The organism is Mycoplasmopsis agalactiae 14628 (genome assembly GCF_000266865.1).
Lineage (GTDB): Bacteria > Bacillota_I > Bacilli_A > Mycoplasmatales > Metamycoplasmataceae > Mycoplasmopsis > Mycoplasmopsis agalactiae_A.
This window is the reverse complement of record NZ_AJPR01000011.1, coordinates 145,988-172,720: the sequence shown is the minus strand read 5'-3', so window position 1 is coordinate 172,720 and position 26,733 is coordinate 145,988. Positions and strand designations below refer to the sequence as shown.

General features: G+C 31.1%; 26 protein-coding genes. 6 read left to right on the top strand and 20 right to left on the bottom strand.

What is annotated here, in order from left to right; all coding sequences use genetic code 4:
• Nucleotide 1: 1 nt before the first annotated feature.
• From MAGB_RS02790 to MAGB_RS02765, 6 genes are read right to left on the bottom strand one after another with little or no spacing between them, the layout of a single operon-like run.
• Nucleotides 2–985 carry an MAG1050 family protein gene (locus tag MAGB_RS02790; protein ID WP_004024288.1) on the bottom strand — a complete coding sequence of 328 codons (984 nt, stop codon included), beginning with the start codon at nucleotides 983–985 and terminating at the stop codon, nucleotides 2–4.
• A 1-nt stretch (nucleotide 986) separates the two neighbouring features.
• A complete protein-coding gene (locus MAGB_RS02785; protein WP_004024287.1) occupies nucleotides 987–3,398 on the bottom strand; it encodes an ATP-binding cassette domain-containing protein in 2,412 nt (803 codons plus the stop codon).
• Entirely contained in the window at nucleotides 3,388–4,536 is a 1,149-nt protein-coding gene (locus MAGB_RS02780) for an ABC transporter ATP-binding protein (RefSeq protein WP_004024286.1), read from the bottom strand. The genes MAGB_RS02785 and MAGB_RS02780 overlap by 11 nt, the downstream gene beginning before the upstream one ends.
• Before the next feature lie 24 nt (nucleotides 4,537–4,560).
• Nucleotides 4,561–5,829, bottom strand: coding sequence for an ABC transporter permease (locus MAGB_RS02775; protein WP_004024285.1), 1,269 nt, complete (start codon nucleotides 5,827–5,829; stop codon nucleotides 4,561–4,563).
• Nucleotides 5,829–6,950 (bottom strand): ABC transporter permease, encoded by a 1,122-nt coding sequence (locus tag MAGB_RS02770; RefSeq protein WP_004024284.1) that lies wholly within the window; start codon nucleotides 6,948–6,950, stop codon nucleotides 5,829–5,831. The genes MAGB_RS02775 and MAGB_RS02770 overlap by 1 nt, the downstream gene beginning before the upstream one ends.
• Before the next feature lie 32 nt (nucleotides 6,951–6,982).
• Nucleotides 6,983–9,862 (bottom strand): OppA family ABC transporter substrate-binding lipoprotein, encoded by a 2,880-nt coding sequence (locus MAGB_RS02765; RefSeq protein ID WP_004024283.1) that lies wholly within the window; start codon nucleotides 9,860–9,862, stop codon nucleotides 6,983–6,985.
• 509 nt (nucleotides 9,863–10,371) lie between these two features.
• Here MAGB_RS02765 and MAGB_RS02760 point away from each other — a divergent pair.
• Both MAGB_RS02760 and MAGB_RS02755 read left to right on the top strand, forming a co-directional pair.
• Nucleotides 10,372–11,274: an MSC_0882 family membrane protein gene (locus tag MAGB_RS02760; protein ID WP_004024282.1), complete on the top strand. Its 903-nt coding sequence runs from the start codon at nucleotides 10,372–10,374 to the stop codon at nucleotides 11,272–11,274.
• A 32-nt stretch (nucleotides 11,275–11,306) separates the two neighbouring features.
• Nucleotides 11,307–11,852 carry a DJ-1/PfpI family protein gene (locus MAGB_RS02755; protein WP_004024281.1) on the top strand — a complete coding sequence of 182 codons (546 nt, stop codon included), beginning with the start codon at nucleotides 11,307–11,309 and terminating at the stop codon, nucleotides 11,850–11,852.
• Between the two features lie 60 nt (nucleotides 11,853–11,912).
• Here the strand turns inward: MAGB_RS02755 and rpmB are convergent, their stop codons facing one another.
• From rpmB to MAGB_RS02725, 6 genes are all read right to left on the bottom strand, one after another.
• Nucleotides 11,913–12,119 (bottom strand): 50S ribosomal protein L28, encoded by a 207-nt coding sequence (rpmB, locus tag MAGB_RS02750; RefSeq protein ID WP_004024280.1) that lies wholly within the window; start codon nucleotides 12,117–12,119, stop codon nucleotides 11,913–11,915.
• 194 nt (nucleotides 12,120–12,313) lie between these two features.
• A complete protein-coding gene (lpdA, locus tag MAGB_RS02745) occupies nucleotides 12,314–13,939 on the bottom strand; it encodes a dihydrolipoyl dehydrogenase (protein ID WP_004024279.1) in 1,626 nt (541 codons plus the stop codon).
• A gap of 1 nt (nucleotide 13,940) precedes the next feature.
• A complete protein-coding gene (locus MAGB_RS02740) occupies nucleotides 13,941–14,675 on the bottom strand; it encodes a 2-oxo acid dehydrogenase subunit E2 (protein ID WP_004024278.1) in 735 nt (244 codons plus the stop codon).
• The gene (locus tag MAGB_RS02735; RefSeq protein ID WP_004024277.1) at nucleotides 14,675–14,899 is read right to left on the bottom strand and encodes a hypothetical protein; all 225 of its coding nucleotides are present in this window, start codon (nucleotides 14,897–14,899) and stop codon (nucleotides 14,675–14,677) included. The genes MAGB_RS02740 and MAGB_RS02735 overlap by 1 nt, the downstream gene beginning before the upstream one ends.
• A gap of 139 nt (nucleotides 14,900–15,038) precedes the next feature.
• Nucleotides 15,039–16,025 (bottom strand): alpha-ketoacid dehydrogenase subunit beta, encoded by a 987-nt coding sequence (locus MAGB_RS02730; RefSeq protein WP_004024276.1) that lies wholly within the window; start codon nucleotides 16,023–16,025, stop codon nucleotides 15,039–15,041.
• Between the two features lie 35 nt (nucleotides 16,026–16,060).
• Nucleotides 16,061–17,152 (bottom strand): thiamine pyrophosphate-dependent enzyme, encoded by a 1,092-nt coding sequence (locus MAGB_RS02725; protein WP_004024275.1) that lies wholly within the window; start codon nucleotides 17,150–17,152, stop codon nucleotides 16,061–16,063.
• 209 nt (nucleotides 17,153–17,361) lie between these two features.
• On the opposite strand from MAGB_RS02725, the gene MAGB_RS02720 reads away from it, so the two are divergent.
• Nucleotides 17,362–18,051, top strand: a complete 690-nt coding sequence (locus MAGB_RS02720; protein WP_004024274.1) for an MAG0920 family protein — start codon at nucleotides 17,362–17,364, stop codon at nucleotides 18,049–18,051.
• Nucleotides 18,052–18,161: 110 nt separating this feature from the next.
• Here MAGB_RS02720 and MAGB_RS02715 read toward each other — a convergent pair whose 3' ends face one another.
• From MAGB_RS02715 to MAGB_RS02680, 8 genes are all read right to left on the bottom strand, one after another.
• Complete coding sequence (locus MAGB_RS02715) at nucleotides 18,162–19,085, bottom strand: NAD(P)/FAD-dependent oxidoreductase (protein WP_004024273.1); 924 nt, start codon at nucleotides 19,083–19,085, stop codon at nucleotides 18,162–18,164.
• 1 nt (nucleotide 19,086) lies between these two features.
• Nucleotides 19,087–20,070, bottom strand: a complete 984-nt coding sequence (gene lgt, locus MAGB_RS02710) for a prolipoprotein diacylglyceryl transferase (RefSeq protein WP_004024272.1) — start codon at nucleotides 20,068–20,070, stop codon at nucleotides 19,087–19,089.
• Nucleotides 20,063–21,025 carry an HPr(Ser) kinase/phosphatase gene (hprK, locus tag MAGB_RS02705; RefSeq protein WP_004024271.1) on the bottom strand — a complete coding sequence of 321 codons (963 nt, stop codon included), beginning with the start codon at nucleotides 21,023–21,025 and terminating at the stop codon, nucleotides 20,063–20,065. The genes lgt and hprK overlap by 8 nt, the downstream gene beginning before the upstream one ends.
• A 132-nt stretch (nucleotides 21,026–21,157) precedes the next feature.
• Nucleotides 21,158–21,547, bottom strand: a complete 390-nt coding sequence (locus MAGB_RS02700; protein WP_004024270.1) for a hypothetical protein — start codon at nucleotides 21,545–21,547, stop codon at nucleotides 21,158–21,160.
• 29 nt (nucleotides 21,548–21,576) lie between these two features.
• Entirely contained in the window at nucleotides 21,577–22,437 is an 861-nt protein-coding gene (ylqF, locus tag MAGB_RS02695; RefSeq protein WP_004024269.1) for a ribosome biogenesis GTPase YlqF, read from the bottom strand.
• On the bottom strand, nucleotides 22,437–22,670 hold the full coding sequence (locus MAGB_RS02690) for an MAG0865 family DivIVA-related protein (RefSeq protein ID WP_004024268.1): 234 nt from the start codon (nucleotides 22,668–22,670) through the stop codon (nucleotides 22,437–22,439). Before MAGB_RS02690 ends, ylqF begins: the two co-directional genes overlap by 1 nt.
• A 6-nt stretch (nucleotides 22,671–22,676) precedes the next feature.
• Nucleotides 22,677–23,408 carry a TrmH family RNA methyltransferase gene (locus MAGB_RS02685; protein ID WP_004024267.1) on the bottom strand — a complete coding sequence of 244 codons (732 nt, stop codon included), beginning with the start codon at nucleotides 23,406–23,408 and terminating at the stop codon, nucleotides 22,677–22,679.
• Nucleotides 23,393–23,926 (bottom strand): tRNA (cytidine(34)-2'-O)-methyltransferase, encoded by a 534-nt coding sequence (locus MAGB_RS02680; protein ID WP_004024266.1) that lies wholly within the window; start codon nucleotides 23,924–23,926, stop codon nucleotides 23,393–23,395. Before MAGB_RS02680 ends, MAGB_RS02685 begins: the two co-directional genes overlap by 16 nt.
• A gap of 221 nt (nucleotides 23,927–24,147) precedes the next feature.
• On the opposite strand from MAGB_RS02680, the gene MAGB_RS02675 reads away from it, so the two are divergent.
• The 3 genes from MAGB_RS02675 to MAGB_RS02665 are packed head-to-tail and all read left to right on the top strand — an operon-like array spanning nucleotide 24,148 to nucleotide 26,709.
• Nucleotides 24,148–24,906: a hypothetical protein gene (locus MAGB_RS02675; protein ID WP_004024265.1), complete on the top strand. Its 759-nt coding sequence runs from the start codon at nucleotides 24,148–24,150 to the stop codon at nucleotides 24,904–24,906.
• A complete protein-coding gene (locus tag MAGB_RS02670; protein WP_036433302.1) occupies nucleotides 24,897–26,264 on the top strand; it encodes an MAG4530 family protein in 1,368 nt (455 codons plus the stop codon). Before MAGB_RS02675 ends, MAGB_RS02670 begins: the two co-directional genes overlap by 10 nt.
• Nucleotides 26,251–26,709, top strand: a complete 459-nt coding sequence (locus MAGB_RS02665; protein WP_004024263.1) for a hypothetical protein — start codon at nucleotides 26,251–26,253, stop codon at nucleotides 26,707–26,709. Before MAGB_RS02670 ends, MAGB_RS02665 begins: the two co-directional genes overlap by 14 nt.
• Nucleotides 26,710–26,733: the final 24 nt, after the last annotated feature.

The window sequence follows — 26,733 nt, the reverse complement described above, 5'->3', positions numbered from 1 at the left end:
ACTATCAGGTGTATTTGTATTCATATTCTTTGTCAGAAACAACTTTAGTTTCCTTACCTTCAGAATCAAACAAACTAGTTTGTAGTTTGAACTTGATTGTGGCTTGTTTATCGCCAGTTCCATTTGTAACATTTATATCTGTCAAAATGGTGTCGCCAGCATTTTTTAACGAAATGTATGAAGTAGGCTCTTTTTTAATCTTTTCAAAAGTTACATCAGTTGCCGATGATTTTTCAATGAATTTATCAGCACTAAAATCTTCAAATCCAGTAAAGCCATCAATTTTGAAGTTTTCAACTTTTTTAGCTAACTTAATTGGAAAATCATTGCCTGTTTCTCTTGCATTATGTTCAACATTATAAGTAAATGATACATTAACAAAGCCTTTTTTAATACCTTCATTATTTTGCCCAAAGTCTATTTTTAAGTCTTTAGAAATCTTAACTCCAGTTTGTGAAAGTAAACTATTGCCTTGCAAATCCAAAAGCAGTTTATCATTAACTAAATCAGTTACTAGTATTTCTTTCTTATTAACATCAGCACCTAATGACTTAGTTTTTGAAAAATATAATTTTGAATTTATGCTTGAGAGCTCTTCCTTAATGTTTGACTTAAAGTTTTGTAAGTAAATAAACTTTTTAGGAGTCGTATTTTTCTTATTATTTTTATCAAAAAGCTTGTATTCAACAAACACGTAGCCATAATTATCATTTGCTCTAATATTGACTAGCTCAAAGCCGAATTTGTCTGTTTTATTGCCCTTTTGGTGAACTTCTAAGACATTTGTATATGGCTTTTTAAACTTAACAAACTCTGATGGAGAGATCTTGCTAAAGTCATTTTGGGCACCAGAAGCCAATGCTAATTTAACGTCTTTAAAATCTTGTGGCTTAAAGTCGTCTTTTTTTTGGCATGAAGCTGATAAAACAGGAGCAAATAATGCTACTGGCATTGATAACATAAATAATTTAGCTTTTTTATTCATATTATGCTCCTTTGACTTTATCTTCTTCTTTAAGGTCAATTACATCTGTATTTTTAGGTGTTCCTAGACGAAATGGTCTTACTCACTCTTTTACCTGTTTGTCTGTTCCATAGACATAATGGTCATTTTCAACAATGTAATTTGATGGAATATCAGGATATTGTTGTTCCTTTAGATAATCTAACTCAAAGCTAATGTTTTCAAACTTTTCATTAGCATTAGAAATCTTAGGAATTGCTTTAAATAAGTTTTTAGTATATGGGTGCAATGGTCTTTTATAAACTGTTGCAGTATCACCTGATTCAACTATTTTACCAAGGTGCATAATTTGCACATTGTCAGCTATATACTCAATCATAGATAAGTCATGGGCTATAAAGATCATACCTATGTTTTTCTTCTCGCATAAATCTTTTAATAAGTTAACAACTTGTGCTTGAATAGAGATATCTAAAGAGGCAATTGGTTCGTCAGCAACAATAACTTTAGGTTCAGTTATTAAAGCTCTAGCTATAACAATTCTTTGACGTTGACCACCAGAAAATTCATGTGGATAACGGTAGGCAAATTGTTTTAATAAACCAACATCTTCTAATGATTTATAAATCATTGATCTAGTTATTAACTTAGTAATCATTTGCTTTGCAAATAGTCTGTTATATACATTAAATAATGGATTTTCAAACTGTTTAATTCCTAGCAATAAGTATATAGTTCTAACATCTTTAAATAAGTGTTTTACTTCTACTTCAAATGATTTTAAGGTTGATAACTTGTTTGAAACTTTTTGTTTGTAAATCTTAATTGTTTTATTAATGTCATGCACTTTTGCATGATCTTTTTGTGCTTTAGCTTGCTTTAAGTCAGCATTTAGTTTTGCAAAAAATGTTTCATTAATTTTCTTGAACTTAAGATCATTGATGCCTTGTTGGGTTTTTAAATTTTTGTATAAAAGACTTTCAGTAAGAATTTCTTTATCTAATTGCTTAATTTGCTTTTGAATGTTCTTGTTATATTTGTCATTCTCAGCTTTAAACACTCTTTCAGCATCTAATAGTTTTTTCTCAGCAGCTTCAAGTTCTTTTTTGCCATAAGCTGGCTTTTCAGATTTTGAATGAATAATTTCTTTTTGCTTTTTAATAGATTCTTCAACATTTTTAATTGAAGAATTAAATTCTAATTCATTAGCATGATTAGACTTTAAGTATTCGCTTGCATCGAAATTATAATGAGATTCGGTAATGGTTTTAGCAATAGCTTTGAAGTTTTTAGTAATTGCAAGTGGCTCTAAAAATTCAATGTAAAAGCTGTTAGTGTATTTGTTCAATTCAGCTATAAAATAACGAATTTGGTCAATTGAAAGGTAGCTAAGTTTAGCTTTGTATTTTTTTACAAAATCAAACCTTATTTTGTTTGTTAGCTCTTTTTTATAGTTAAAAAAGTAAAAATCTAAATCATAAGTGTTTAATCTTGCGTAACGGCAAATTTTTATCTCATTTTTGTACTCAGAAAGAAAGTTGTTGAAAGCATTTTTGTTAGTTAACAAGTAATCATTTTGATTGCTTTTTAACTCTTGTAATTCTTTTTCAAGCTCGCTTAATTTTTGCAATGCATCATATTGCTTTTGCGAATATTTGCATAGTTTTTTGACTACTTCTAACTCTTTAGCAGCATTTAAATAGTCTAGTTCATCAAAAGTAACGTCTTTGTTTCTGTACTGAGCTTGTTTTTCATAATAGAAAGCCATAAGATGATCTGTATTTGTGTACATCTCATTAATAATTGCGCTTTCCATTGTTTGCTTTTCCTCAAGGTAGTTAAAGTAGGAAACAAAGTTTTCGTCAACTGAAAGATTTTCTCAGTCAAATTTAAAGTCAATTAATCTGTCTGATCATTTTGGAAAAAACTTGCTAGAAGGCTCATTAATTGCTTTTAGGTTATTAATTTTTAACTTTTTAGCATAAAGCAAAAAGGTAAAAGGGAAGTTTTCAGTTACTTTTTTTCAGTCGCTGAATAAATCACCAGTTTTTTGCTTAATTATGTTATTAACAACTAAAGGTTCTTTTAGTATGCTATAAACTGTTTTTTGACCGTTTAGAGATGCATGTGGATCTTGGAAGATCATTTGCACTCTTTTACGTAAGAATTTTTCGCGTTTTTTAGAAATACTTTCACCACTAATGATTTGATCATCTAAGGTCACAAAACCATTATAATCATCATAAAGTCTTAAAATTGAACGTCCAACAGTGGTTTTTCCACTACCAGATTCACCAATAAGGCCGACTATTTCACCTTCATGTAATTTAAATGAAACACCATCCACAGCTTTATTTACTTTGCCGTTGTTTAAAAAGTACTTTTTAAGATCTTGAATTTCTAAAATGACTTTTTTATTATCACTACTCTTCATCGTCTTTAAATACCTTTCTGAAACTTTTTAGTCTGTGTTCTAATTCTTTTGGTCTTTGAATTTTTGGTGCATCAGGGTGAAGCAATCATGTTGCCGCTTTATGATGGCTATTTATTTCAATTAATGGTGGCTCTTTTTCATAATCAATTTCAAGTGCATAGTCATTTCTAGGTGCAAAAGGATCGCCTATTGGTAAGTTTGCCATATCTGGTGGTGTGCCTTGAATTGAGAACAATCTCTCATCATCATTTTCAGGTATGGCTGATATAAGTGCTCAAGTATAAGGGTGAGCTGGATTGGTAAAGATGTCTTTTCTAGTTCCTCTTTCAACAATCTTGCCAGCGTACATAACATAAATGTATTCACAGAATTTAGCAACAACACTTATGTTGTGCGAAATTAGAATAATCGAAATGTTATACTCTTGCCGAATTTGTTCAAAAAGGGCTAAAACTGAGGCTTGCACAGTGGGGTCAAGTGCTGTTGTTGGCTCATCAGCTATTATTAATAATGGCTTAAGCGCAACAACCATTGTTATAACAACTCTTTGCTTCATCCCACCACTTAATGTGTGAGGATATCTGTCATAAACTTCTTCAGCATCATGAATACCAAATCTTTCCAAAAGGCCTATCAAATAGTCTTTTTTCTCATCTTTAGACCTGTTTTTTCACTCGCTGTTTAAGTTTAATGCATCTAATAGTTGTTTACCAATTTTTCTAGTAGGGTTAAGCGAAGTAAGAGGATCCTGTGGAATATATCCAATATAGTGTCCTCTAACTGATTCTCATAATTTAGCTTTTTTAATCTTCGACAAATCAATGTCACTTATTACTAATTCATCACAAGAGACTAAAGCATTTTCATTAACATTAATTAAAGCTTTTGAAGTAACTGATTTACCTGAGCCAGATTCACCAACTAGCCCAACAATTTGTCCATTATTAACATCAATATCTACGCCTCTAACTATTCTTATAAGCGAATTTCGCCCGTTTTTGAAGTCAACTTTTAGATTTCTGACTTTTAAAAGCTGATTATTGTCTAGTTTTTCGACCCTAATTGAAGATAATTTGTCTTTTGAGTCAATCATGACTTCATCATTAGTCGTTGTAATAGACTGAATATTTGTATCCATTGTATCCATAATTGCTCTTTCTAATTATCTTTTAATTTTTATAACTTTAGGATCTAAGGCGTCATGAAGCCCAATTGCTACAAATTGTAAGCTTAAACTTAATAATAATAGTGTTGTTGCTGGAATAATAACTATTCATGGGTTTTCAGCTTCCTTACCAATGTTGTCAAACAAGAACTTACCAAGGTTGTATGAATCAGGTGAGTTGTAAAAACCTAGGAATGATAAGGAAGCAATACTTAAAATTACCCCTGGAATTCTACGCACATAGTTCATTGCAACTTTACCTAAAATTGCTGGCAGTGCATGGAAGAAAATTTGTCTATTTTTTGAAGCACCAATACTTCTAGAAGCTAAAATGTACTCTTCATCTTTAACAGTTATTATAAATAGTCTAGTTGAGTGAATTGGTCATGTTCAACCTGTAAATAGTAAGCCAGCTATTAAGATTCAATCATTTGGGTTGCCTTGGCTTAAGGAAATGAACATTAATAATCAAATAATTGATGGTGGTGCTTGGAAAATGTCAATCATTCTCATAAACACTGTATCAATTCATTTACCAGCGTGAAAACCTAAGTAAGCGCCTATTGTGACACCAATAATTACTTCAACTGTTGCTACAAAGAATGCTATTTTAATAGATTCAAGAGCTCCAGCTCATACAGTTGATCAAACATCACGATCTGAAAAAGTTGTACCAAAGTAGGTTTTAAGAGAGAATTGATCAACTTGGGTTTTTAAATAATTTACAAATGAATCATCAATTACATAGCCTTCGTTAAAGGCCTTAGTAATAGCTACATTTAACTGTCTTGCATAGTAGTACTTGTAGTAATCAATCACAATTCTATCAGAAGCAACTGATCTAAAATCTAGATATTCCTTTAAGTACTTTGAATAAGCATAATTAGGATCATTAAATGTATTAACTTGTTCGATAATTGATGAGTTTGTCACTGAAATATGAGGGGCAAATATAGGGGGCAAGCCACCAACATCTGAAAGTCCTTGGTCTCAGTAATTATTTGATTTAGCATCAGAAGCTATACTAACACCAGGTTTATAAGTTGGTGAAATTGTAACAATAATTGCTGTTAGGATTATGGCTAAGAAAACTAGTGTTGAAATAACAACAACAGGGTTTGTAAAAAATCTTTTTAAAACTTCAACAATTAAAACTTTTGGTTTACCAGCAATGCTGTTAGTAGATTTAGGCCTCTGGGAAGGAACAATTTTTGCTACTGATTCAGAGTCTAATTCATACTTTTTGTTAAATTCTAAGGAATTCATTAGTTGCCTTTAACCTCCTCATTAATAACTGTTGAGCTTTCTTGTTCGTTGAACAATTCTTTTAGTTTTCTTTTTCTTACTAAGTAAGCTTTAAAAATGTGTAAGTAGTTGATTCCTGAGTTTGAACCATAGACAATTCTTGGATCTAATATTACAAATGAAATATCGACCAAAATGTCTGTAAACACGCTTAATGAGGTAAATAATATTATGCTATACATAACCATATTTATCTCAGCATTTGGGAAGGCAAATGCTAATATCAGTGCAGTTCCTTCAACGCCCCAGAATCTCTCGACAATTATACTTCCTGAAAGCAAGCCAATGTATGATGGAAGTATTATTGCACTAAGTGGAATTGATATGTTTCTAAAAACATATTTTCTAAATATTTGCATTGTGCTTAAACCTTTGGTTTTAGCTATAAGCACATAGTTTGAAGTTAAAACAGTAACTGTTTGGTTTCTTGCATAAAGTGTATAAATAGCCATTGAGCTAAGTGAAACAACTAAGATTGGTGGAATTATACTTTTGAAAAAGTTTGCAAAACTATTCGTTCCTGATGTGTCATTTCTTACTCAAGCTGTATAAATAGTTGGAAAACCTAACTTAGTAAATAAGTTTATAAACATAGGAGCGATTATAAATGATGGTACAGCTATGAAAATGAAGACAAAAACATTTATTATGCTGTCTCAAATTGTTCCTCTTTTATAACCAGCTACAATGCCTAAGGTTGTTCCTAAAAGTGCACTTATAACAAAGGCAGGAAGTGAGACAAATAAACTATTTGGCATATATTCTCAGAACACTGAGACAACACTTTGGCCAAAAGCATTTTGACCCTTTACTTTTCCATAAAGAATTCCGAAATCCCCTTTAAATAAGCCTCCTAGGTAATTAAAAAGCTTTACTAAAACAGGGGTATTTTTATAGTTTTCTGCATCTCTTTTAATTTGTTCTAATACAACATCACCTGGCCTAGCATTGTTAATGTATTCAGCTAAAATCCCATCATATGGATTTTTGCCAAAAGCCGCTAATAGTGTATAAGAAAAGATTATGACAATAAACAATGTAAGAATAGCCATGGCTATTCTCTTGGATATATACTTAAACATAGTTTAAATTTTATATTATTTTATGTTTTTAATTATTTATTACCACGGATTACAAAGTCCGCATATCATAAAGCATCTGTACCTGTGTAAGGTCTTGAAAGAGATGGGCTTATGAATGAGATAATAAATTGTTCTTTGTTTATTAAGAATGCAGGTTCAGGAACTCTACCATAGTAGTTTGTCAATTCATTTGAAAGTGCAATGTTTTCTTCTAGTGTCAAGCTGTTTGCATATTTTACAAAGAATTCGGCACTTGCAGCTGAAAGATGGGTTCATTTTTCGGTAGGTTTACTATTTTTATCTAACTTGCCATCTTTTCATTCATATATACTTGGATCATCATTCAGTTCAACTCAGTATTTGCTTTCAACATCTTTTCAGTTATCAAGCGGAACACTTCATTTGAAATTATTTTTACTGTCTTTCATGAATTTTACAAATTCTTCTGAAGCTTTAACTAATTGTGGGAAACTCTTTCTTAATGAGTTTTTTAACTCGTTGTCAGAGTTAATCAACACCATTACAACTCTAAGTGATGATAAACCTAAGCCATCATATCCCGCACCTATGTTGTTTGTGTCATATCTAATTGATGCAAAGTTTGAATATGAAGTTTGTGAACCAATTGCACTAACTCATTCTTCTCGTGTATCGAATTTTTTGTAAGTTGCACTAAGTCTAGGATCTAGTGCTTTATATAAATCAGGAATTCATCTTACTAATTGTTCCAATAATGGTGGGTTAAATGAGCCAACGTTTCGGTTAATTAATGTTCATTCTACTTTGTCTTTAGTTGCATCAAGTTTGTTGTCTTGGTAGTATTTGTCTAAAATTTTCTTAACTTCAGCTTGAATTTCTTTGAATTTAGCTGATTTGAATCTTTCAGCATCACTTTGAACATTTGATTTGTCTCTGTTTTCTTTTACTGAAACAGTTGCAACTTTATTTCCTTGTGCATCAACAAAGAATTGTTCGTTGAATTTATCAGCAAATTCTTCGGGTTGAACAATTTTGCCATTTTGATCACTAGCTTGAATTACTGTATTCGGAGCAATTAAGCTGTATCATGCAGTTTTTTTGTCATTGCTAATGTATTTAGCTAAGTATTCTCAGTTAATTGCAGAGTTAATTAATGTTCTAAATGCTACAGCTGTTCCGCCTAATTTATCTTTTAGATTTGTGGCTTTAGCACCTGTTTTAATTTCTTCAATTGAAGCGCCAAATGCTAACTTTGCAAAGTGTTCATTGAAGTTAAATTTAGTGTCTTTAGTATGTGTTTGTGCATATGGAATGTATGATGTTAAGAATGTATATGGACTAGTTGTTGGGTTATTTTCTCTTATAAAGCTTGCACCATAGTCACGTTGTCTGTTGCTAAAGTGATCTAAATCTTTTTTCTCTAATAATGATTGAGGAGCAAATGACAACGTTCCTTTTAAGAATTCGTTCTTTACGGCTGTTTTAAAGATGTTTTCGTTTAAAGCATCGCCTTGGTATCATGTACGATATTCTTTAACTTGTTTTGATTCTTTTCACTTAGCAATTGGATCATCTGCTCTTTCTTTTCTATAGTGAGGGTTTAATTTATATGTTTCCTCTCTATTGCTTGGATTCCAACCAGCATAGTAGTATCTACCAGCTGTTAAAATATCTTCTTCATGGAAACCATATCAGTATAGTCCGATTTTACTTGCTAGTGAGCCTTTGGTGCCTTCAAGAATCTTTTTGTATTCTTCAACAGCGCCATTTTTTGGATTAGCTCTTACAGGTTTAGCTGGGACTTTAGATGGGTCTTTATCATATTCATCTAATAGTTGTGATGGAGCTGCTGAAAAGTCTTGAGAAGTTGCTAGTTGTTCAAAAAGCAAGTCAAATGAACCTTGTTTACCTTCAGTTAATGGGTTGAATGTTAGCTTGTTATCAACAATAAAGTCTTTCTCATTATAGAACTTTGATGAATCAATGCTTAAGAATTGGTAAACATATTCATTAGAATACTTCGAACTCTTAGTAAAGAATGTTGAGTTTTGTGTTAATCATTTTTGATTTATAAATTTGTCGATTTCAGCACTCTTTTTACCATCTTTGTATTCTTCCTTTGCTGAATCTTTCAACAATTTTTCACGTTGTTCAACATTTCTACCTGTTGTTCTTAATCATGAGTAGTAAAAGTCTTTAGGAACAACTTCATATTGAGTTGCTTCGCCTTTATTATTGATTCATTTTTGACCTTTTACAACTTCAAATTGTAATTTTTTAGCTTTCTTTAATAAATCTTTAAATTGTTTGCTGTTAATGCTCTTAGCATTTGATGAAGTTGCTTCATATAATGGATGTTTAAAGGTTGCAATATTTTTGCCTTTGTGGCTAACTGGCTCACCATCTGGTTGTGGAAATTCATCGACTAGGTCATTGTCAAATTCATGAACCTTATTGTCAGCACCAGTCACAATAACTTTTGAACCTAATTCTAATTTGTATCTTCAAACAGAAGGACGGGCGTTAACAAATTTTCCGTCAATTGTTTTAATAACAATTGGTGAAAATAATACTTCTTTTCTAAGCAAGACTCCTTGCGCTGATTCTAAAGCTGTACTTTGTCATGAACCATAGCTTACAGAACCATCAAATGAATATTCAGACACTGCAGGTCTAGTTCCTGGTGCTGGTGCTCTAAGAATTCCTTGCGCTAATAAGTCATTTTTAACTAATGACTCACCGTTTTCATAAGCTTTAGATTCTAACTCTAAGTTTCATAATGACTCAGGTTTTCCATCTAAAATATTTGCTCATTTTTTGTAATCTAATTCTTGATATTCATCATTTTGACATCTAGCAGCTACTAGAGGTGTGGCTAAGCCAACTGCTGATGTACCTAAGTATAAGAATAATTTATTTCTTTTTGTTGGCATAATATCCCTTTCTTTTATATACATTAATAAGCCATAACATTTTGCTCTTTTTTATAAAAATTTAAAGCATTGAATATAAATGTATGGCAAAAAATATTTAAGGATTTAAAGTGTTAATGTAAGTAAAATTTTAAATTTGTGTTATGAACATATATTTAATAGGTAATATGTAATTTTTATAAAATTGTGCTAAATAAAAGTAGGATTTGCTCCTACTTTTATCTGGTATTACTTATTAATGTATATAAAATGTCTTTTTATAACCTAATAAATGCGGAGCTAATAGCAAAATTTCATTAAGAAGATCATCTTAATGTTAGCCATAATTGCACGTGCATTATATTGGTTGAATGTATTCATAACGTAATTAATTATAAATAAAAAAATTATTTTGCAACAAAAAAATATTTTTTTTACACTTGGCGCTGCTTCTTATCTAAAAATTAAACATTCCATTAATAAATAATAATGGCTGTTTTATATATAATTAAATTAATATAGAGGTAGTTATGAAATATAGACCAATTCATAATAGAGAAACAATGGAAATTGTGCAAAGCAACAGAGATGTTTCCTTTGCAACTGAAGCAAAAAAATCATACAGAGATCCGCTTAATCAATTTTCACCTAGAATGTATAAAGTAATAAAATCAGAAAAGAAAATAAAGTCATTTATGATCTTTATGTCTTTGTTTATCTTTTTTGCTGCGGTTGCTTTCTTTATTTTGACTTGATATAAGGTTAAGCCTTTTGGCGCTGGTAAAGACGGAAAGCCACTTGTTGGCTACTTGGTATTATTCGCAATCATAATGTTTGTCTCTTTTGCAGATGCAATTAAGAATGCAATTGAAAAAAGACAATGATCAAACACAGTGCAAAGACATAGAGATGCTATCTCAGCAGGTGATTATACTTCTAGCTCAACCTTTCACTTAGTTTATAAAAAAATTGTTTTAAAAGATATTAATTTATTATGGATGCTAATTTTTGTTCTTACTTACTTAGGTTTAATAACTTTAATTATTTTTGGTTTATATAAATCAGGAAACTGAGAAGCTGGAAGTAGAGACGGCTCATTTTATATTAATCTAGAGTGGCCAAAATGATTAGATAAAAGTTTTAAAAACACACAATTATTTTGTTTAATTTGCACAATAATAATGGCTCTATTAATTGTGGCTTATGTAATTATTAGGCTAATTGATAAAAGACGTTTAGATGATATTGGTGACTTTTTTGGCGAAAAGTCAGTTGAAATCCATGAGCAAATTGAAACCGCTAAACATAATCGTAATAAAATGTGACTAAGAGTATATCTAGTTGTAGTAGCGCTAACAATATTTTTACCATTAGCATTAATTTTGGTGGCTATCTGAAGAGGAATTATCAGACGTAAGAAAAGAGTGGTGTAGCTAAAAAAACGTTTATAGTAAAGGAAACATAAATGAAATTATTAGTAATAGTTCATAATAGATTCAATGACATGGAGCTTGTTTCTGTTTTGAGTGTTTTAAAGAGATCAAAACAAATTGAAGAAATTACATATTTTAATCCCAGCTATAAAAGTGCAACTGGCCAGCATAATATAGTTACGCTTGATCTAGTTAATAAAATTGATGAATCTTATTATGATGCAATATTTATTCCTGGTGGAGCGGGTGCTAAGGAATTAAGAGAAGATAAAGAATCGCTAGAAATAATTAAAAATTTCAGAAAGCTAAATAAGTATGTTTTTGCAATTTGCGATGCACCTAATGCATTATATGAAAATGGCATAATTACTGAAAGCGAAGTTTATAGCTCTTTTCCAATTGAAAATATTGATATTACCTGTTCTAAAAACAGAAGTGATAATCTTGTATCGCAAAGCAATAAGCTTTTTACAGGCAAAGCAGCAGCAGCTGGCACTGAATTAGGCTTATTAATAATAAAATCTCTTTATGGCTCTCAGCTATATACTGAAGTTAAAGATGGTCTAGAAGGCAATTAAAGAAACAAAACCAAGCTTTTAAAATCACAGCTTGGTTTTTAAATTATTATTAAATGGTAATTATGCTTGTGCTGAAAGGATACCCTTACGCTTCAATGTTTTAATTGTTTTTGCGCTAACTCTTAGTGTTGTTGGTGTGCCGTTACTATTTGTAATAGTAATTTTTTGCAAGTTTACATTGAATTTTCTTTTTGTAGCGATCATTGAGTGAGAACGTAAGTTACCAACAAGAGGGCCTTTACCATTGAGTTGATCTCTTCTTGCCATATGCGCTCCTTTCATAATTATTTTTTAATTCTAGAACTGTATATTAAGTATTGTACAATAAAATATTAAAAATGCAATTATAAATTTTAACACATTGTAAGCAGCCTTCTTGTTTTATTTTGCCAGCTTTACTTTAGCTAGGTTGTAGAAAAAAAATAAAAAGCGCTAAGCTTTTGCTTAGCACTTAAAACAGATTAGCTGTTTTTTCTTTCATTTAATTTTTCAGCAGTTAATTTTGATAAAGCACTTCTAGCAGCTTCTCAAATAATTTCATTAAATGTTGGGTGTGGGTGAATAATGTGTGTTAAAGCTGTTACACATATTCTCTTTTCAATAGCTACTGCTAATTCAGCAACATAGTCTGTTACATTAGGGCCCATTAATGAAGCACCAACAATGTGACCGTCTTTAAGAACTATTAATTTTATTAAACCTTTAGTTTCTTCAGCAGCAATTGCCTTACCTAAAGTAGCAAATTTGTATTTAGAAACAATAAAGTCTAAACCAGCTTCTTTAGCTTGTTCTTCAGTTAAACCAACTGTGGCAATTTCTGGGCTTGTGTAGATACATGCGGGCACAGGTTTTGTAGCTGGATCATATGGAATGCCATATAGATCTAGAATGTGGTGCACAGCTGTAACAGCGTGAATGTAAGCAACGTGAGCTAACATGTTTTGGTTAGTTACGTCACCAATAGCATAAACACCTTTAACATTAGTACGTAAGAATTTGTCAACTTTAACTTCTTTTCTTGCGCCTAATTCAATACCAACTTCAGCTAAACCTTCAGATGCTGGAACTCTACCTGTAGCAATAAGAATAACTTCAGCAGTGATCTTTTCTTCTTTGCCATCTTTTGTGTAAACTAAGTTTTCATCATCTTCTAGTTTTGTGCTTGTTGCACCGTAGATAACGTCGATTTTTGAATCGGTTTTAAGAATTTTTGCAAATTCGTCAACAATTTCTTTGTCAATGCCAGGAAGTAAGCGGTCTTCTCTTTGAATAATGGTTACTTTTGTACCCATTGATGCATACATTTGTGCAAATTCAACACCGATAACACCACCACCAACGATAACCATTGATGCAGGCAATGATTTATCGTTGTTAATAGCTTCACGTGAAGTCATTAACTTGCCGCTTTCGTAGCCTTTTTCAAATCCTTCAAGGAATTTCATTCTGTTTGAGTGACTACCTGTAGCTAAAATAACATTCTTGCCACGGTAAACTTTGCCATTAACTTCGATTTCTCTTGCACCAACAAATTTAGCAACACCTTCTTCTGTTTGTACTTTTGAAGCCTTCATTAAGAACTTAACACCACCTGAAAGCTTAGCAACAACTTTAGCTTTACGTTCATGCATTTTAACTCATGATTGTTGGTAGTCAATGTTTAAGTCTTCTAAGTTTGCAACTACACCAAATTTAGCTGCATGAATAACTTCTTCTAATGCATGTGTTGATCTAAGCATAGCTTTTGTAGGGATACATCCTATGTTTAAACAAACACCGCCTCAGAATTCTTTTTCAACAATTAATGTTTTTAGTCCTGCTTTACCTGCCATTTCAGCAGCTAAATATCCACCAGGACCTGAACCAACTACAATTAAGTCAAATTCATCAGCAACTTCGCCGTTGTATTTAAGACCTTCATCTTTTCAAGATGAGCATTCTTTAGCTTCTGAGCAAGTGCTCTTTGGACATGATGAATTGCATGATGATTGGCTTGCGCAACTTGAAGCGCAAGATGATTTTGATGCTTCACAACTAGATGCACAGCCTGTAGCACATGACTTTGTGCATTTTGATTCTGCTGTCATATTAAAATTCTCCTAATTGTTCTGGGTTTTCGATTAATTCTTTAATTCTGCCTTGGAAACGAGCCATGTCAGCACCATCAACTCATTGGTGGTCAGCTGCTATTGATAAGTACATAACTTTTCTGTTTTCAACAGCGCCTTCTTTGTTTAATTTTAATTCATCAATGATTGCACCAGTAGCTGAAATAGCTGTGTTACCTTTGTTCATGATTGGTGAACCAAATAGAACACCAGCACTACCAACGTTAGTAATTGCAAAACAACCACCACTCATGTCTGACATTTTTAGTTTTTTGTCTCTAGCAAGAGTTGATAATCTCACAATTTCTTTTTGAATGTCAATAACACTTAAGTTTTCAACACCTCTAATTACAGGCACAAATAGACCAAAAGGTGTGTCAACAGCAATACCAATGTTTAATGTACCTGGGTAGTAAACTTTACCTTCAACACCATCTCATCTAGCAGCAAAAGATGGGTATTCGCTTAATGCGATAGCAGAAGCCTTAACTATTCATGATAAAAATGTTAATTTAACATTGTGCTCAGCAAAAACTTTGTCTTTAACTTTTGCACGTAAATTTCAAAGGTTAGTAACATCAGCTTTTAAAACTAATGAACAGTATGCTGATGATTCTAAAACTTCTTTTAAGTTTTTAGCAATAGCCTTACGAATTCCTGAAATAGGAGCTTCTTTTTCTTCTAGTGGTTTAACTTGTGCAAGCTCAACAGCCATTATTTACCTTCTTTTCTTGCTCTAATAGCTCTTTCACGAGGTGTAAGGTTTTCATCATCTTTTGAGCAAGTTCCACTTTCTTTGCATGATGATTCTTTCTTCTTTGGCTTAGCGAATGCAGAAAAATCAAGTAATTCGTCTGAAACTTGGATTTGTCCTACAACAGCAGGAGCATCTGCTTTTTTGCAGCTTGACTTTTCTTCGCCAGTGTCTTTAAATAACATATTTACCTCCGTACGGTTATATTTATTATTAAGTTTTTAAATTTAAAAACGTAGATTTAATAAATAAATCTACGTAAATTATAATATAAAACAAAAAGCATAATCACTTTTTGTCTTATAGTTTAGCTAATGAATTAAATTAGCCTAACATTTCTTCAATAACTTTAGCGATTTGTTCTTTGCCAAAGAAGAATTGTTTTTCTAATACAGGAAGAGGAATTGTAACGTCTGCTGTATTTAATCTTCTTGGTTTAGCAATAAGGTCATCGAAACATTCTTCATTAACAATTGTAATAATTTCTGAGTTGATTGAAAGTGTTTCAACAGCTTCAGAAATTGCTAATAAACGACCTGTTTTCTTAACTGAAGAAACTATAGTTTCTTTGTCAAGAGGTTTTAGAGTTCTTAAGTCAATAACTTCGATTGAGTAATCTTTACCTTTTTCTTGTAATAACTTAAGTGCACCTAATGTTTCGTGTAGAACGTGACCATATGCTGTAATTGTCAAGTCTTCACCTGGAACAACAACATTAGCTTTACCAATTTCAATGGTGTAGTATTCTGCAGGGATTTCTTGTTTGAAAGCACGGTAGTCGTGTTTGTGTTCTAAGAAAATAACAGGGTCATTATCTTCAATAGCTGCTAACATTAAACCTTTTGTGTCATAAGGTGTTGAAGGCATTATAACCTTTAGTCCAGGAACGTGTGAGTAAATTGTTTCAAGAGCTTCTGAGTGGTGTTCAAGAGCTTTAACCCCTCCACCACAAGGCATTCTAACAACCATTGGACATGAGTAAACACCGTGTGATCTTGTTCTATAACGAGCAGCGTTTGTAAAGATTTGGTTCATAGCTGGGAATGAGAAACCTGAGAATTGAATTTCAACAACTGGTCTAAGACCTGCAGCTGAAGCACCAACAGCTGATCCTGCTATACCACCTTCAGAAATTGGTGAGTCTCATACTCTTTGGTCACCATATTTCTTTTGAAGACCTTCAGTAGCACGGAATACACCACCTTCAAAACCTGCATCTTCACCATAAATAACTACATTAGGGAATTTTTCCATTGCCAAGTCTAATGCGTGATTTAAGGCACCAATGTTATTTAATGAAATTTTTTCCATTATATATCTCCTTTAAAAATCAAAAATGGGAACAATTATTTGCCAAACAATTTTCTGTTTGTTTCTTTTTGTCTTACTAAATCTGCAGGTAATTTTTCGTATGTGTAGTCGTAAATGTGATCAAATGTTGTACCTTCACATAATTCTTTTGAAAGAGCATATGCAGCTTTAGCTTCTTCAGCGCCAGCTTCTGATCAAACTTTGATGTCTTCTTCAGTAATAAGTTTTTCTGAAAGAAGGTAAGCTTCGATACGGTGGAATGGTTCTCATTTTTCTTTTTCCATTTCTAGTTCTCTAGAACGGTAAACTCTAGGGTTGTCACTAGTTGTGTGTTGACCTTGACGTCAGGTAACCATTTCAACTAAAACAGGACCATTCCCTTCTCTTACATATTCATAAACTTCTTCCATAACTTCGTTAACAGCAATTAAGTCATTACCATCTACACGAACACCTGGCATGTCATATGACTTAGCTCTTTGTGAAAGTGTTTTAACAATGTAGCTGTTGTGTTCAGGAACAGAAATTGCTCATTGGTTGTTCATAACAACTGTAACAAGTGGTCATTTACGAACTGAAGCCATGTTTAATCCTTCATGGAATTCACCTTCGTTTGTTCCACCGTTACCGATTGTAACCATAGCTAATGCTTTTTTGCCTTGGAATTTTAAAGCTTGTGCAACACCAGCTGCAATAGGAACTTGTGAACCAATAACAACGTGAATAGGTAATGTGTTTGTGCCAGCAAATGCTGAACCAATTTCAGAACCTTGTCAGTATGAATAAATTTTATCCATTGAAATACCACGTGCTAATTGAGTTGGTAATACACGGTAGTGTGGAATAAATCAGTCTTCCTTGTTAAGATTAAATCCAATACCTGTTAAAGCAGCTTCTTCACCTAAAGCAGGTGCAAAAGTACCTAAACGACCAGTTTTTTGTAATGTTAATGAGTATAGGTCTCATTGACGAGATCTAATCATGTTTTTGTACATTTCAACTAGTTTTTTCTTGGTTTCTGCTGATGGTTTAAATTCTTGAATTAGTTTTCCATCAACGTCAAGAAAACGAACTGTTTCATTTGGGTCGCTAACAGCATGACCTGGTTTAACATATTTATAATTCATTCGCTTCTCCTATAATTGAATAAATAATCTCAAATTTAATCGCAATTTTGCATGCTAATTAATAGAGATATTAATATTATACTTATAATAGTTAAAAATATTTAAAAATGTAATTTTTGCCATTTTTTTGCTACCATAAATAGATTTATACAAAATAAAAGTATAATTTGACTTTAATTAATTATTGTCAAAAAGCGAATGAATTTATTATGCAAAATATGTCTTTAATTTTATTTATTGTTTCTGTTTCTTTAACATTTTTAAGTGGGCTAGCTGTTTATATTTTGGTGTCTTTAAATTGATATAAATTTAATAGTTATCGCTATGCTTTTGTTAAGTCATCTATTGTTTATAACAAGCAAAAAGTTAGAGAAAGCTATATTGATGATTTACTAAAATCATTTATGAATATTGTTATTTATTTTGTATGCTGTTCACTTTTAAATCTTTTTGGGATAATCACTTTTATTTACTCATTTATAGCAAAAATAAATACAGCTATAACTTGGTATCAACTTATGTGTTTTTTAGCTTTTGCAATCTTTGTATATATAGCTATTTCTACGGCTATGCAAGTTGGCGACATTAAAAAATGAAAATTGTCTAATGAGTCTATTTCACAGGCTTATTTGATTGAAAATACAATCAAAAGAGATACTGAAATTATGCAAATGAAATTACCTAAAAATGAATTAAGGCTAATAGCATTTTCTGGCAGAAGAAGAATTAGTTTTTACATAAAATTATCTAAAAATTTTGAGACAAAACCTTTTGAAGATCAGCAAGAAGAAATTTATAATAAGCTAATTTTAGACTTTGAAAATACAAAGTTTGAAAACGGCACTATTATAAACATTAACATGTTTAAAGCAATATTTAGCAAGTATGAAATTATTTAAGGATTTATTGCTTTATTACTATAAAACAATTGTTTTGGTAAATTTAGGGGATCTAAAGCAAATAAAAAAATTGGGCACAAGCCTAATTTTTTTTGTTCTTTGTTTTTTAATTATTTTAATGAATTTCAGATTTCTTTAGCAGCAACAGCTCCATCAGAAGCAGCTGTTACTATTTGACGGATTTCTTTGTCTCTAATGTCGCCAACAGCATAAATACCTTCTACTGCTGTTTGCATTTTTTCATTTGTTTTTATATAACCTTTTTCATTAGTTATATTTAATTCTTTAGCAAATTCTGATGTAGGAATAAAACCAATCATTGGGAATAAGCCATCACAATCTAATGTTGTGATTTTGCCGTCTTTGCCTATTAAATTGATCTTTTCAACAAATTCATTGCCTTCTAAACTCTTGATATAAGTGTTTGTAATAAGTGTAATTCTTGGCTCAGCTTTTACTTTTTCAACAGTTATGTCTTCTGCATAAAATTTATCACTTCTTGTGATTAAAGTAATTTTGTCAGTAAATGAAGTTAAGTATAAAGCTTCCTCAAAAGCAGAATTACCGTCGCCTAAAACAAATACATTCTTGCCTCTAAATAATGGGCCGTCGCATACTGCACAATAGCTGATGCCTTTTTTATCAAATTTAGCAAAATTTTCAATGTCAGTAGGCTTACGATTTACTAAACCAGTGGCTATAATAACTGTTTTAGTTGAGACGCTATCACCGTTTTTTAATACTACTTCTTGCAATAAAGGATTAATGTGTTTAATTGAAACCACTTCAGCGCTTTTGAACTTAGCACCAAAAGCCATAGCATGAGAATACAAAGTATCTGATAGCTCAAATCCGCTTATTTTTTTAAATCCTAATCAGTTTTCTACTTCAGATGTCGAGTTAATTTTGCCACCTGGCACTTCTTTTTCAACAATTAAAGTTTTTAAGCCGCTTCTTGATGCATATAATGCAGCATTAAGACCACCAGGGCCAGCACCGATAATAACTACATCATACATTGCTTCATTACTCATTTTAAGATACCACCTTTGTTATTGGTTTTGAGTTTTTTGTCTTAATTCTAGTTTTTTCAATTCAAGCAATATATTCTTCAGGATGAGCATATTGATAAATAAATCTGCCTCTCTTTCACTCTCTTACATAATGTGTAGGATTAAAGAACTGGAAGAATATAAATGCAATTCCACCTAAAACAGCAAATGCATAAGCAGCGCCAACATAAATTGCTTGTCTATAGTCTCTTAATGGCTCCATGGCAATACGCACTAAACCATATCATACAAAGTATAAAGGAGCTGTTGCACCAGGTTTTAGCAATGACATTTGATTAATAACTCATACTAAAATTATATATGCAAATAAGTTAACAATAGATTCATACAAGAATAATGGGTATCTGTATCCTGTTCCGCTTTCATCTTTTAGGAACATATTCTCAGCAAATGCTCTACCAAAAATTAATGAGCTAGCGCCGCTGTAGTCTATTCTTCCATAAACTTCATGGTTAGCATAGTTACCTCAACGGCCAATAACTTGCCCAATTAATATTGTAGGGATGATAATGTCACAAGCTTTTCTAATGTCAATTTTGTCTCTTTTGAAATATACATAAGTAAGATCGACTACAACAGCAAGCACAACCCCACCTTGAATACTAAGTCCACCTTCTCAGACTTTGTATCAATTACGCCAGTTGTAATTTGGATTGTTTATTGCTTGATCAACTTCATTTCATATACGAGCGCCTAAAATAGCCATAGGAATTGTTAAAAATATTAAAGTAAGTAAAATTTCTCACTCATATTTTGCACGTCTTCAAAAAATAACAATTGTCAAAATTGCTGCAATCATACCAAGCATCATTGTTAGCGAATAAGTATGAACTGGCAATGAGCCAATACGGAATAACACACTGGCTTCATTAGCAATTTTGCCCGCTTCAGGTGTTCAAACACCAGGGTAAACATGTCAGTCACCTATTTTTTCAGCATTATTCATATTCTCCTCCTTTATCTGTTTCATTTTCTAGTTCAATTGACCTAGCAGTAAGCAAGGACAATGCATCAAAGCCTTCTTTTTTTGCCTTAAAAGCTATAACTGCAGCTTCAATTAATGAAGAAACTGATGCGCCTTCTTTAATTGGTACTTGAACTTTAGGAATTCTGCCACCTAACACATCATAAAACATTTCTCTATCACCCAAACGGTCTAATTTATCATAGTTTACGTCGGCTTTATCAACTAACTCTACACATAAACTTATGACTGTACCACGTGTTACTGACTTAACTCCATATAATTGCATTATACTAATTAATCCAGTTCCTCTAACTTCTAATAAATCTTTAGTTAGATATGGGCTAGAGCCATAATAATTTGCCCCTATATGTTTTACCAAGACTGCATCATCAGCAATGAATAAATGCCCTCTTTGAATAAGCTCGTGAGTAGCTTCAGACTTACCAATACCTGATTGGCCAACAATCAGCACACCTATGCCATGAATTGAAACTAAGCAGGCATGCACTTGTGTCTCTTCAGAATAAAAATCACTTAAATATGTACCAATAGTAGAAGTTATTTTAGAAGTACTTTTATCAGAAATATATAAAGGAATTTTATATTCATTACATACAGTCTTAATAACTTCATATTGGTTGGCTAGAACACCTTTGGATAGGATTAATAGTGGTGGCTCTACAGATAATATTCTCCTAAGTAGCGCAATAAAATCTTGTTTTGTTAAGGTATTAAAATACAAAGATTCTTTTGTTCCCCAACAAATAACATTTTCACTGTATCTTTTGTTGTCTATAATTCCAGCTATTTCTAGACCAAGCCTATGAATTGATGGCAAATTTATGTCTCTGAATTTCAAATTATGGTCAGCATTAACTAATTTAATTTCAAATTTATTAATGATTTTGGAAACATTTATTACTTTGTTAGACATCTTTTCCCCTGTTGCATTATTATTTTAATTATATATAAATAATTAAATGCTTAAAATGTCAATTTGTAATAGTCTCATTTTCTAAAATGCCTGTAAATTAAGCATTTTGGCAAATTATGTTACGAAGTAATCTTAACTTGAATAATCTATATAGCTGTGTGGATACTTTTTGCAGCCAGCTTTAACATATTTTCTTACTCAGTATTTTGCTTTTATTTCATCATATTTATCTATAGCAATTATTGTTTTGTGCAAATAAACTTTTATTACTATAAATCAGAGCGATAAGCTTATAATAAGCGGAAATAAAACATTGACAACAACTAATGAAATAATATTAGAAACATTCATTTCAAGTCTTGCAATAATAACATCTGACCAAATCATTAAACCTAGAAGCACTAAAATAATTGGGAAAATGCTCCGATATGACATATGAACATCTCTTTTCATTGTAAGCTTATTAACTTTAATAACTTCATACCAGACATTTATTTTCTCTTCAAGTGTGTATTTTTTCATAATTTATCTTTCGATTAACAAAATAAAAGTTAATCAAATGTTACTCCTTTTAGGTTTCTAACTCAGTTTATAAAATGAGTATACACTTTATTAAAGTCATGCTTATTATTTTTTGTATAACCCTTTAAAACAGCGATTTTGGTCAAAATATTATATGTTTTTATCTCATCTAAATTGTTTAATTCTTCATCACTTAAATTAAATTCATTTTTAAGTAGCTGTGGATAATAGTCAGCCATTACTTTTAAAAAGTTAGTAAAAATAAACTTCTGAGGAAAAATGCTTGTTTCTATTGAACCAATCATAGCTAATTTAGTCGCTGCATACTGATCGTTTAATTTAGGAAGCAAAATGCCAGGTGTATCCATAAAAAAGAAATTGTCTACAACAACTCATTTTTTAGCTCTAGTTACTCCAGGATAATTAGCAACTTGGAGACTTTTTTTGCTACTAAGCAAGTTTATTAATGTGCTCTTGCCAGCATTTGGTATGCCCATAACAAAAGCTTTGATCCTTGAATTTATAAGTCCTTTGGCTTTATCTTTTGCAACTTTATCTGCAGTTATTTTTTTAAGCTTGTTTATTATGATATTTTTGCTCTTTGGATTTCTTAAATCTAATCATAATATCATTGAAGATCCAAATCTTTTTTCTATTGCACTTTTTTTAGAAACATCCATCAAGTCACTTTTGGTAACTATAAATAATCTTGGTTTATTAGGTGAAATAGAATCAAAATCTTCATTGTAACTACTAATTGGACACCTAGCATCCAAAACAATAATAAAAACATCAGCTATTGATGCATTTTCTTTAATTTCACGCATTCCTTTAGCCATATGTCCAGGATATCAGTTTATTAATTGTTGGTTATCAGTATCAATATTCATTATTTTCTTTCGCTTTTTAGTAAAGATATTTCAGATTCTAATTCTGTTATTTCATTTTGGTGTTTAGAAGCTATTTCTTGTTGTTTGGCTTTATATAACTCAATTTCTGATTCTAAATTACTTATTTTGTCTAAAAGTGTGCTTATATATGTATTCACTTCAGTGACTGAATAGCCATTAAGTTCTCTAGAAAATTTTTTAGTTTGGTAACTTTCATTCAATTTCTTTTGCATTTTATCCTACTTTTTTGCTTTATTAGCTTCATAAAGAACTATTCCGGCGCAAACAGCTACATTTAGACTCTCGAAATTAATTGGTACATAAATTAGCATGTCAGCTATGTCAGCTAAAGCACTGCTTATTCCCGAACCTTCATTGCCAAAAACAATTACTGCTTTATCACTTTCAAATTTTACTTTTTCAATTTCAACACTGCTTTTATCTAAACTAGTAGCGTAAATTTTAAAGCCATTTTGCTTATATTTTAGGAGTATATTGGTTAAATTATCATAATTATAATTTACCAAATTAACTGTAAATAAGGCTCCTTGGCTAGAACGAATGACTTTGTCATTATAAAAATTTACATTAGATACAACTGTATCAAAACCAAATGATTTAGCTACTCTTATTATTGTGCCAACATTGCCAGGGTCTTGAACATTGTCTAAGAAAACAACTTTATTTCCTAATTGCTCAAAATTTGGCTTTTTGCGACATAAGGCAACAATTCCTTCAGGATTTTTTGTTTTAGTTAAAGCCTCTAACACATTTTGGCTAACTAATATAGAATTATTGTATATGGCTGTTTTATAGTCTGATTCGTACAATTCTATCACAAGATTTTCTTTTAAAGCTTCTTCAACTAAGTGATATCCTTCAACTATAAAAAATTCTGAATTTTTATCATTGAAAATTTTTCTAAGTTGCTTAATTTTAGGATTTTGTACGCTAGTTATTCTTTGACTCATTCTTTAATAAAATCTTTTCCTTTTTGAGTTTCGTAAAGTGATAAATCCTTAAAATCGATTTGCCTCATAACCTCAAAACCAACAATGGCGACACAGTTGGCTAAATTTATGCTCCTCATTTTGCTTATCATTGGAATTCTTAGGCAATTGTCAATGTTGTCATGTAACACTTGCTTGTCTATTCCAGTAGATTCTTTGCCAAACATTAGTCATATTTCATCATTATTTTCATATTCTTTTTTAAAATCGACATCAGTATATGTTTTGAGTCCATATCTAGTTATGTAATAAATATTTTTGTCTTTATATTTACTATAAAAATCAGAATATGAATCATGAACTTCGTGCTCAATATCACTTAAAAGTCTGCCTGCTGCTGGGCGAGATAAGTATTTAGGATCTAAGCTAAATGAAATAGGTTTAATTATGTGCAATTTAGCCCCAATTGCAAAACATGTCCTAATGATGTTGGCTGTATTTGGTGGTATTTCAGGCTCGAATAAAACAATATGTACCATAAATTCTCCGTGAAATATTATTATATATTATTTTAAACTCTACCCTTGCCCTTTGTCCAAAAAGTGCAAATTTGGCTGTTTTTAAGGGGTAAAAGTCTATGTTTTTGCCCAATAAAACCACAATCATTCCATATAAATAATTTGTAAAAACAGCTTTTTTATAATTTTTTTTGTGCAGTAAATAGCAAATAGAAAATCAATAATTCACAAATGGAGAACATATGATTGCAATTATACAAAATGACGAAACAACAAAGAAGGAAGCACTTTCAGAAAACAATGCTGATATACAACTATTTTTCGAAGAGCAGTTAAAAGAATTTAATAAAAAAATATCATCATTAGTGGGTAAGAGAACTCACGGCAGCGGTCGTAAAAGAAGATCACTATCATATGACACTAATACATCTGAGCACTCAGAACTTAGTAAATATATAAAGGATTCTGATTGAACTGATATTGAAAATCAATTATGATGAAAAAGTGAAACATTTTATAACTTTCACTCTGGTATAGCTGGCGCTATTTATAAAGTAAAAGAAATATTAAAAGATTTAGATCCTGTTTTAGAACTTGCGCAACTAGGCGGGGATACATTGTCCACAGTATCTGAATCTCTTGATGGATTTCCACAAGTAGCTGCTATATTTAAGGGTCTATCAACTGTGGGCAGTCTGCTCGGACTCCTTAGACAAACTGAATTACAATTTAATTATTCAAAGAACTTTATTTTTACAATTTTTGGCGAGATAATTAAAGTTTCTAAAACATGAAACATTGAGACTATACACAAGGCATTGCAAATAGCTAAAGAATCTTTAGACAGCGTTAAATCAGAATGAAACACCTGGCTTTCGCTAATAATTGCTAAGCAAAAAGTTAACAGCACAATAGACTTTTTGAATGATTATATTAAAATTGCTGAGCAAAAAAAGGCAGATGAAAATAGAGTTTATGTATGAGGAAGTTCATGATACTAGAAGACAAAATACATATTGCAGAAAAATATAAAAGAAATAATATAGCCGTATACTTTTCCTCATTATTTTTTGCACCTGTTATTTTCAGTTTTGTTTTCTATGTCTTTCTAATCTTTTTTGACAGACTTCCGTTGTATTTTAATGAGCTTACTAAGCAAAGTTTAGAAAAATTAATGAATGAGCATATTGCTGAAAATGTATATGTTCTTGCAATTGCAACAATCTTTAGGATTCTAATTCTTTGGCTTCTACTAATGTGAGCAATAAATTCATTGTCTAACATTCTTTTTAACAAGTTTTATGACTACAACATATTTAAGTCATTAAACTGGCTAAAAGTTAAACTTTTCACTGCATTTAGGTTTAAAGATTTTGCAAAATTATGTAAGAAAAATAATTTTGTTTCAAATGAGCAATTATCGCTTATTAAACACATGCAAGATGTGGGATTTTTAGTTCAAGGAAGTAAATCAATTGCCATAAAATATAACGATTATTTTAAAGGAGCTAGCGACATAGACTTTGTCTCTAAAAATGCATCATCTAGAATATCAAATTTGGATCAGCTTTCTAACATTACATTTAACTTTAAAGATCAAATAATTGCCAAGTCAAAGCACAATGATACTGAAATTGAAGTATTGTCTCCTAAAATTTTGCCTAAAGAATTTGCGGTTTATAAATCTGGTATAAAAGTCCCTAAATTGAACTTTATGATTGCAATGAAAGTTCATAAACTTCTAAGGCTTTATAGATTAAAATCAGAAGGTAAAGAAATTCCAGCAGCCAAAATTAAAAATAGTTTACTTGATCTTGGTTTCTTGCTTTCAAAATCTTGTTGTTTAGAATATAGAAAAATACTGTGATCGTTTAAAAATCTATCCTTGCTAAATTTATTTTCTTCTTATCATTTAAACACTTTTGCATTTGATGATTTTGACAATGTCAAAGCAACACTTGAATTTGCTAATTCATACGTTCAAAAAATCCAAAACATTGAAGAAGTTTATGACTTTTTAGATAAATTTACTGATTTACTAAAAAATGACAAGGAAGCCTTATTTATAGGCAAAAGAGTTAATTTAATTATTAAAAATAAGAGAGTCATAGAGGAAAAATATTTACAAAATTCCTCTGCTTTAGATAAGTCTCTTTTAGATTTAGAAAGAAATTTTGCAAGCAATAATGAGAAACTTATGTACCTTAAAAAATTTAAAAAGCCTATTGAATTAAAAGCATTACAAAACATAATTAACTTGTTTGAAAGTTCGCCAGATTCTTCATTCTTTATTGACATAAGAAAAATCCTTTTACTTGAGCTAAATGAAATTGAAGAGGTTAAAAATGAAAAGATCTAGTCTGCGTAATATGTTTGGTTTCTCAATAGCTATAATTATCCTAGTAGCGGGGTCGCTAATAACTGATTTATTCAATTTAATAGCAAAACTGGATGAATTATTCAAACTTGGTACACTCTATATATTGCAGGAAGTTGCTTATTCAGTATATTTTGCATTTCTTGTGCTAATATGCTTCATGGCGCTGTTCTTCTTTTTAGAATCATTAACATTTGTCTCTTTACGCAAAGACCGAATTAAACTGCTTTCAACATCAAATGCATTTCTATTATTTTTTGTGGTTTACATAATTACTGCTTTATTTACCTTTAACAATAAGGATATTAAAGTTAGGCAGGCTGTTAGTTTCATTATTATGCTGGTTAGAATAACAGTATCAATTCTTCTTATAATTTTTGCTGTTCACTCTATAAAACAGGTTAAAACTTTGCTTGCTAAGGTTTAAAAAAACAAAATTCCGCTTTGTGTG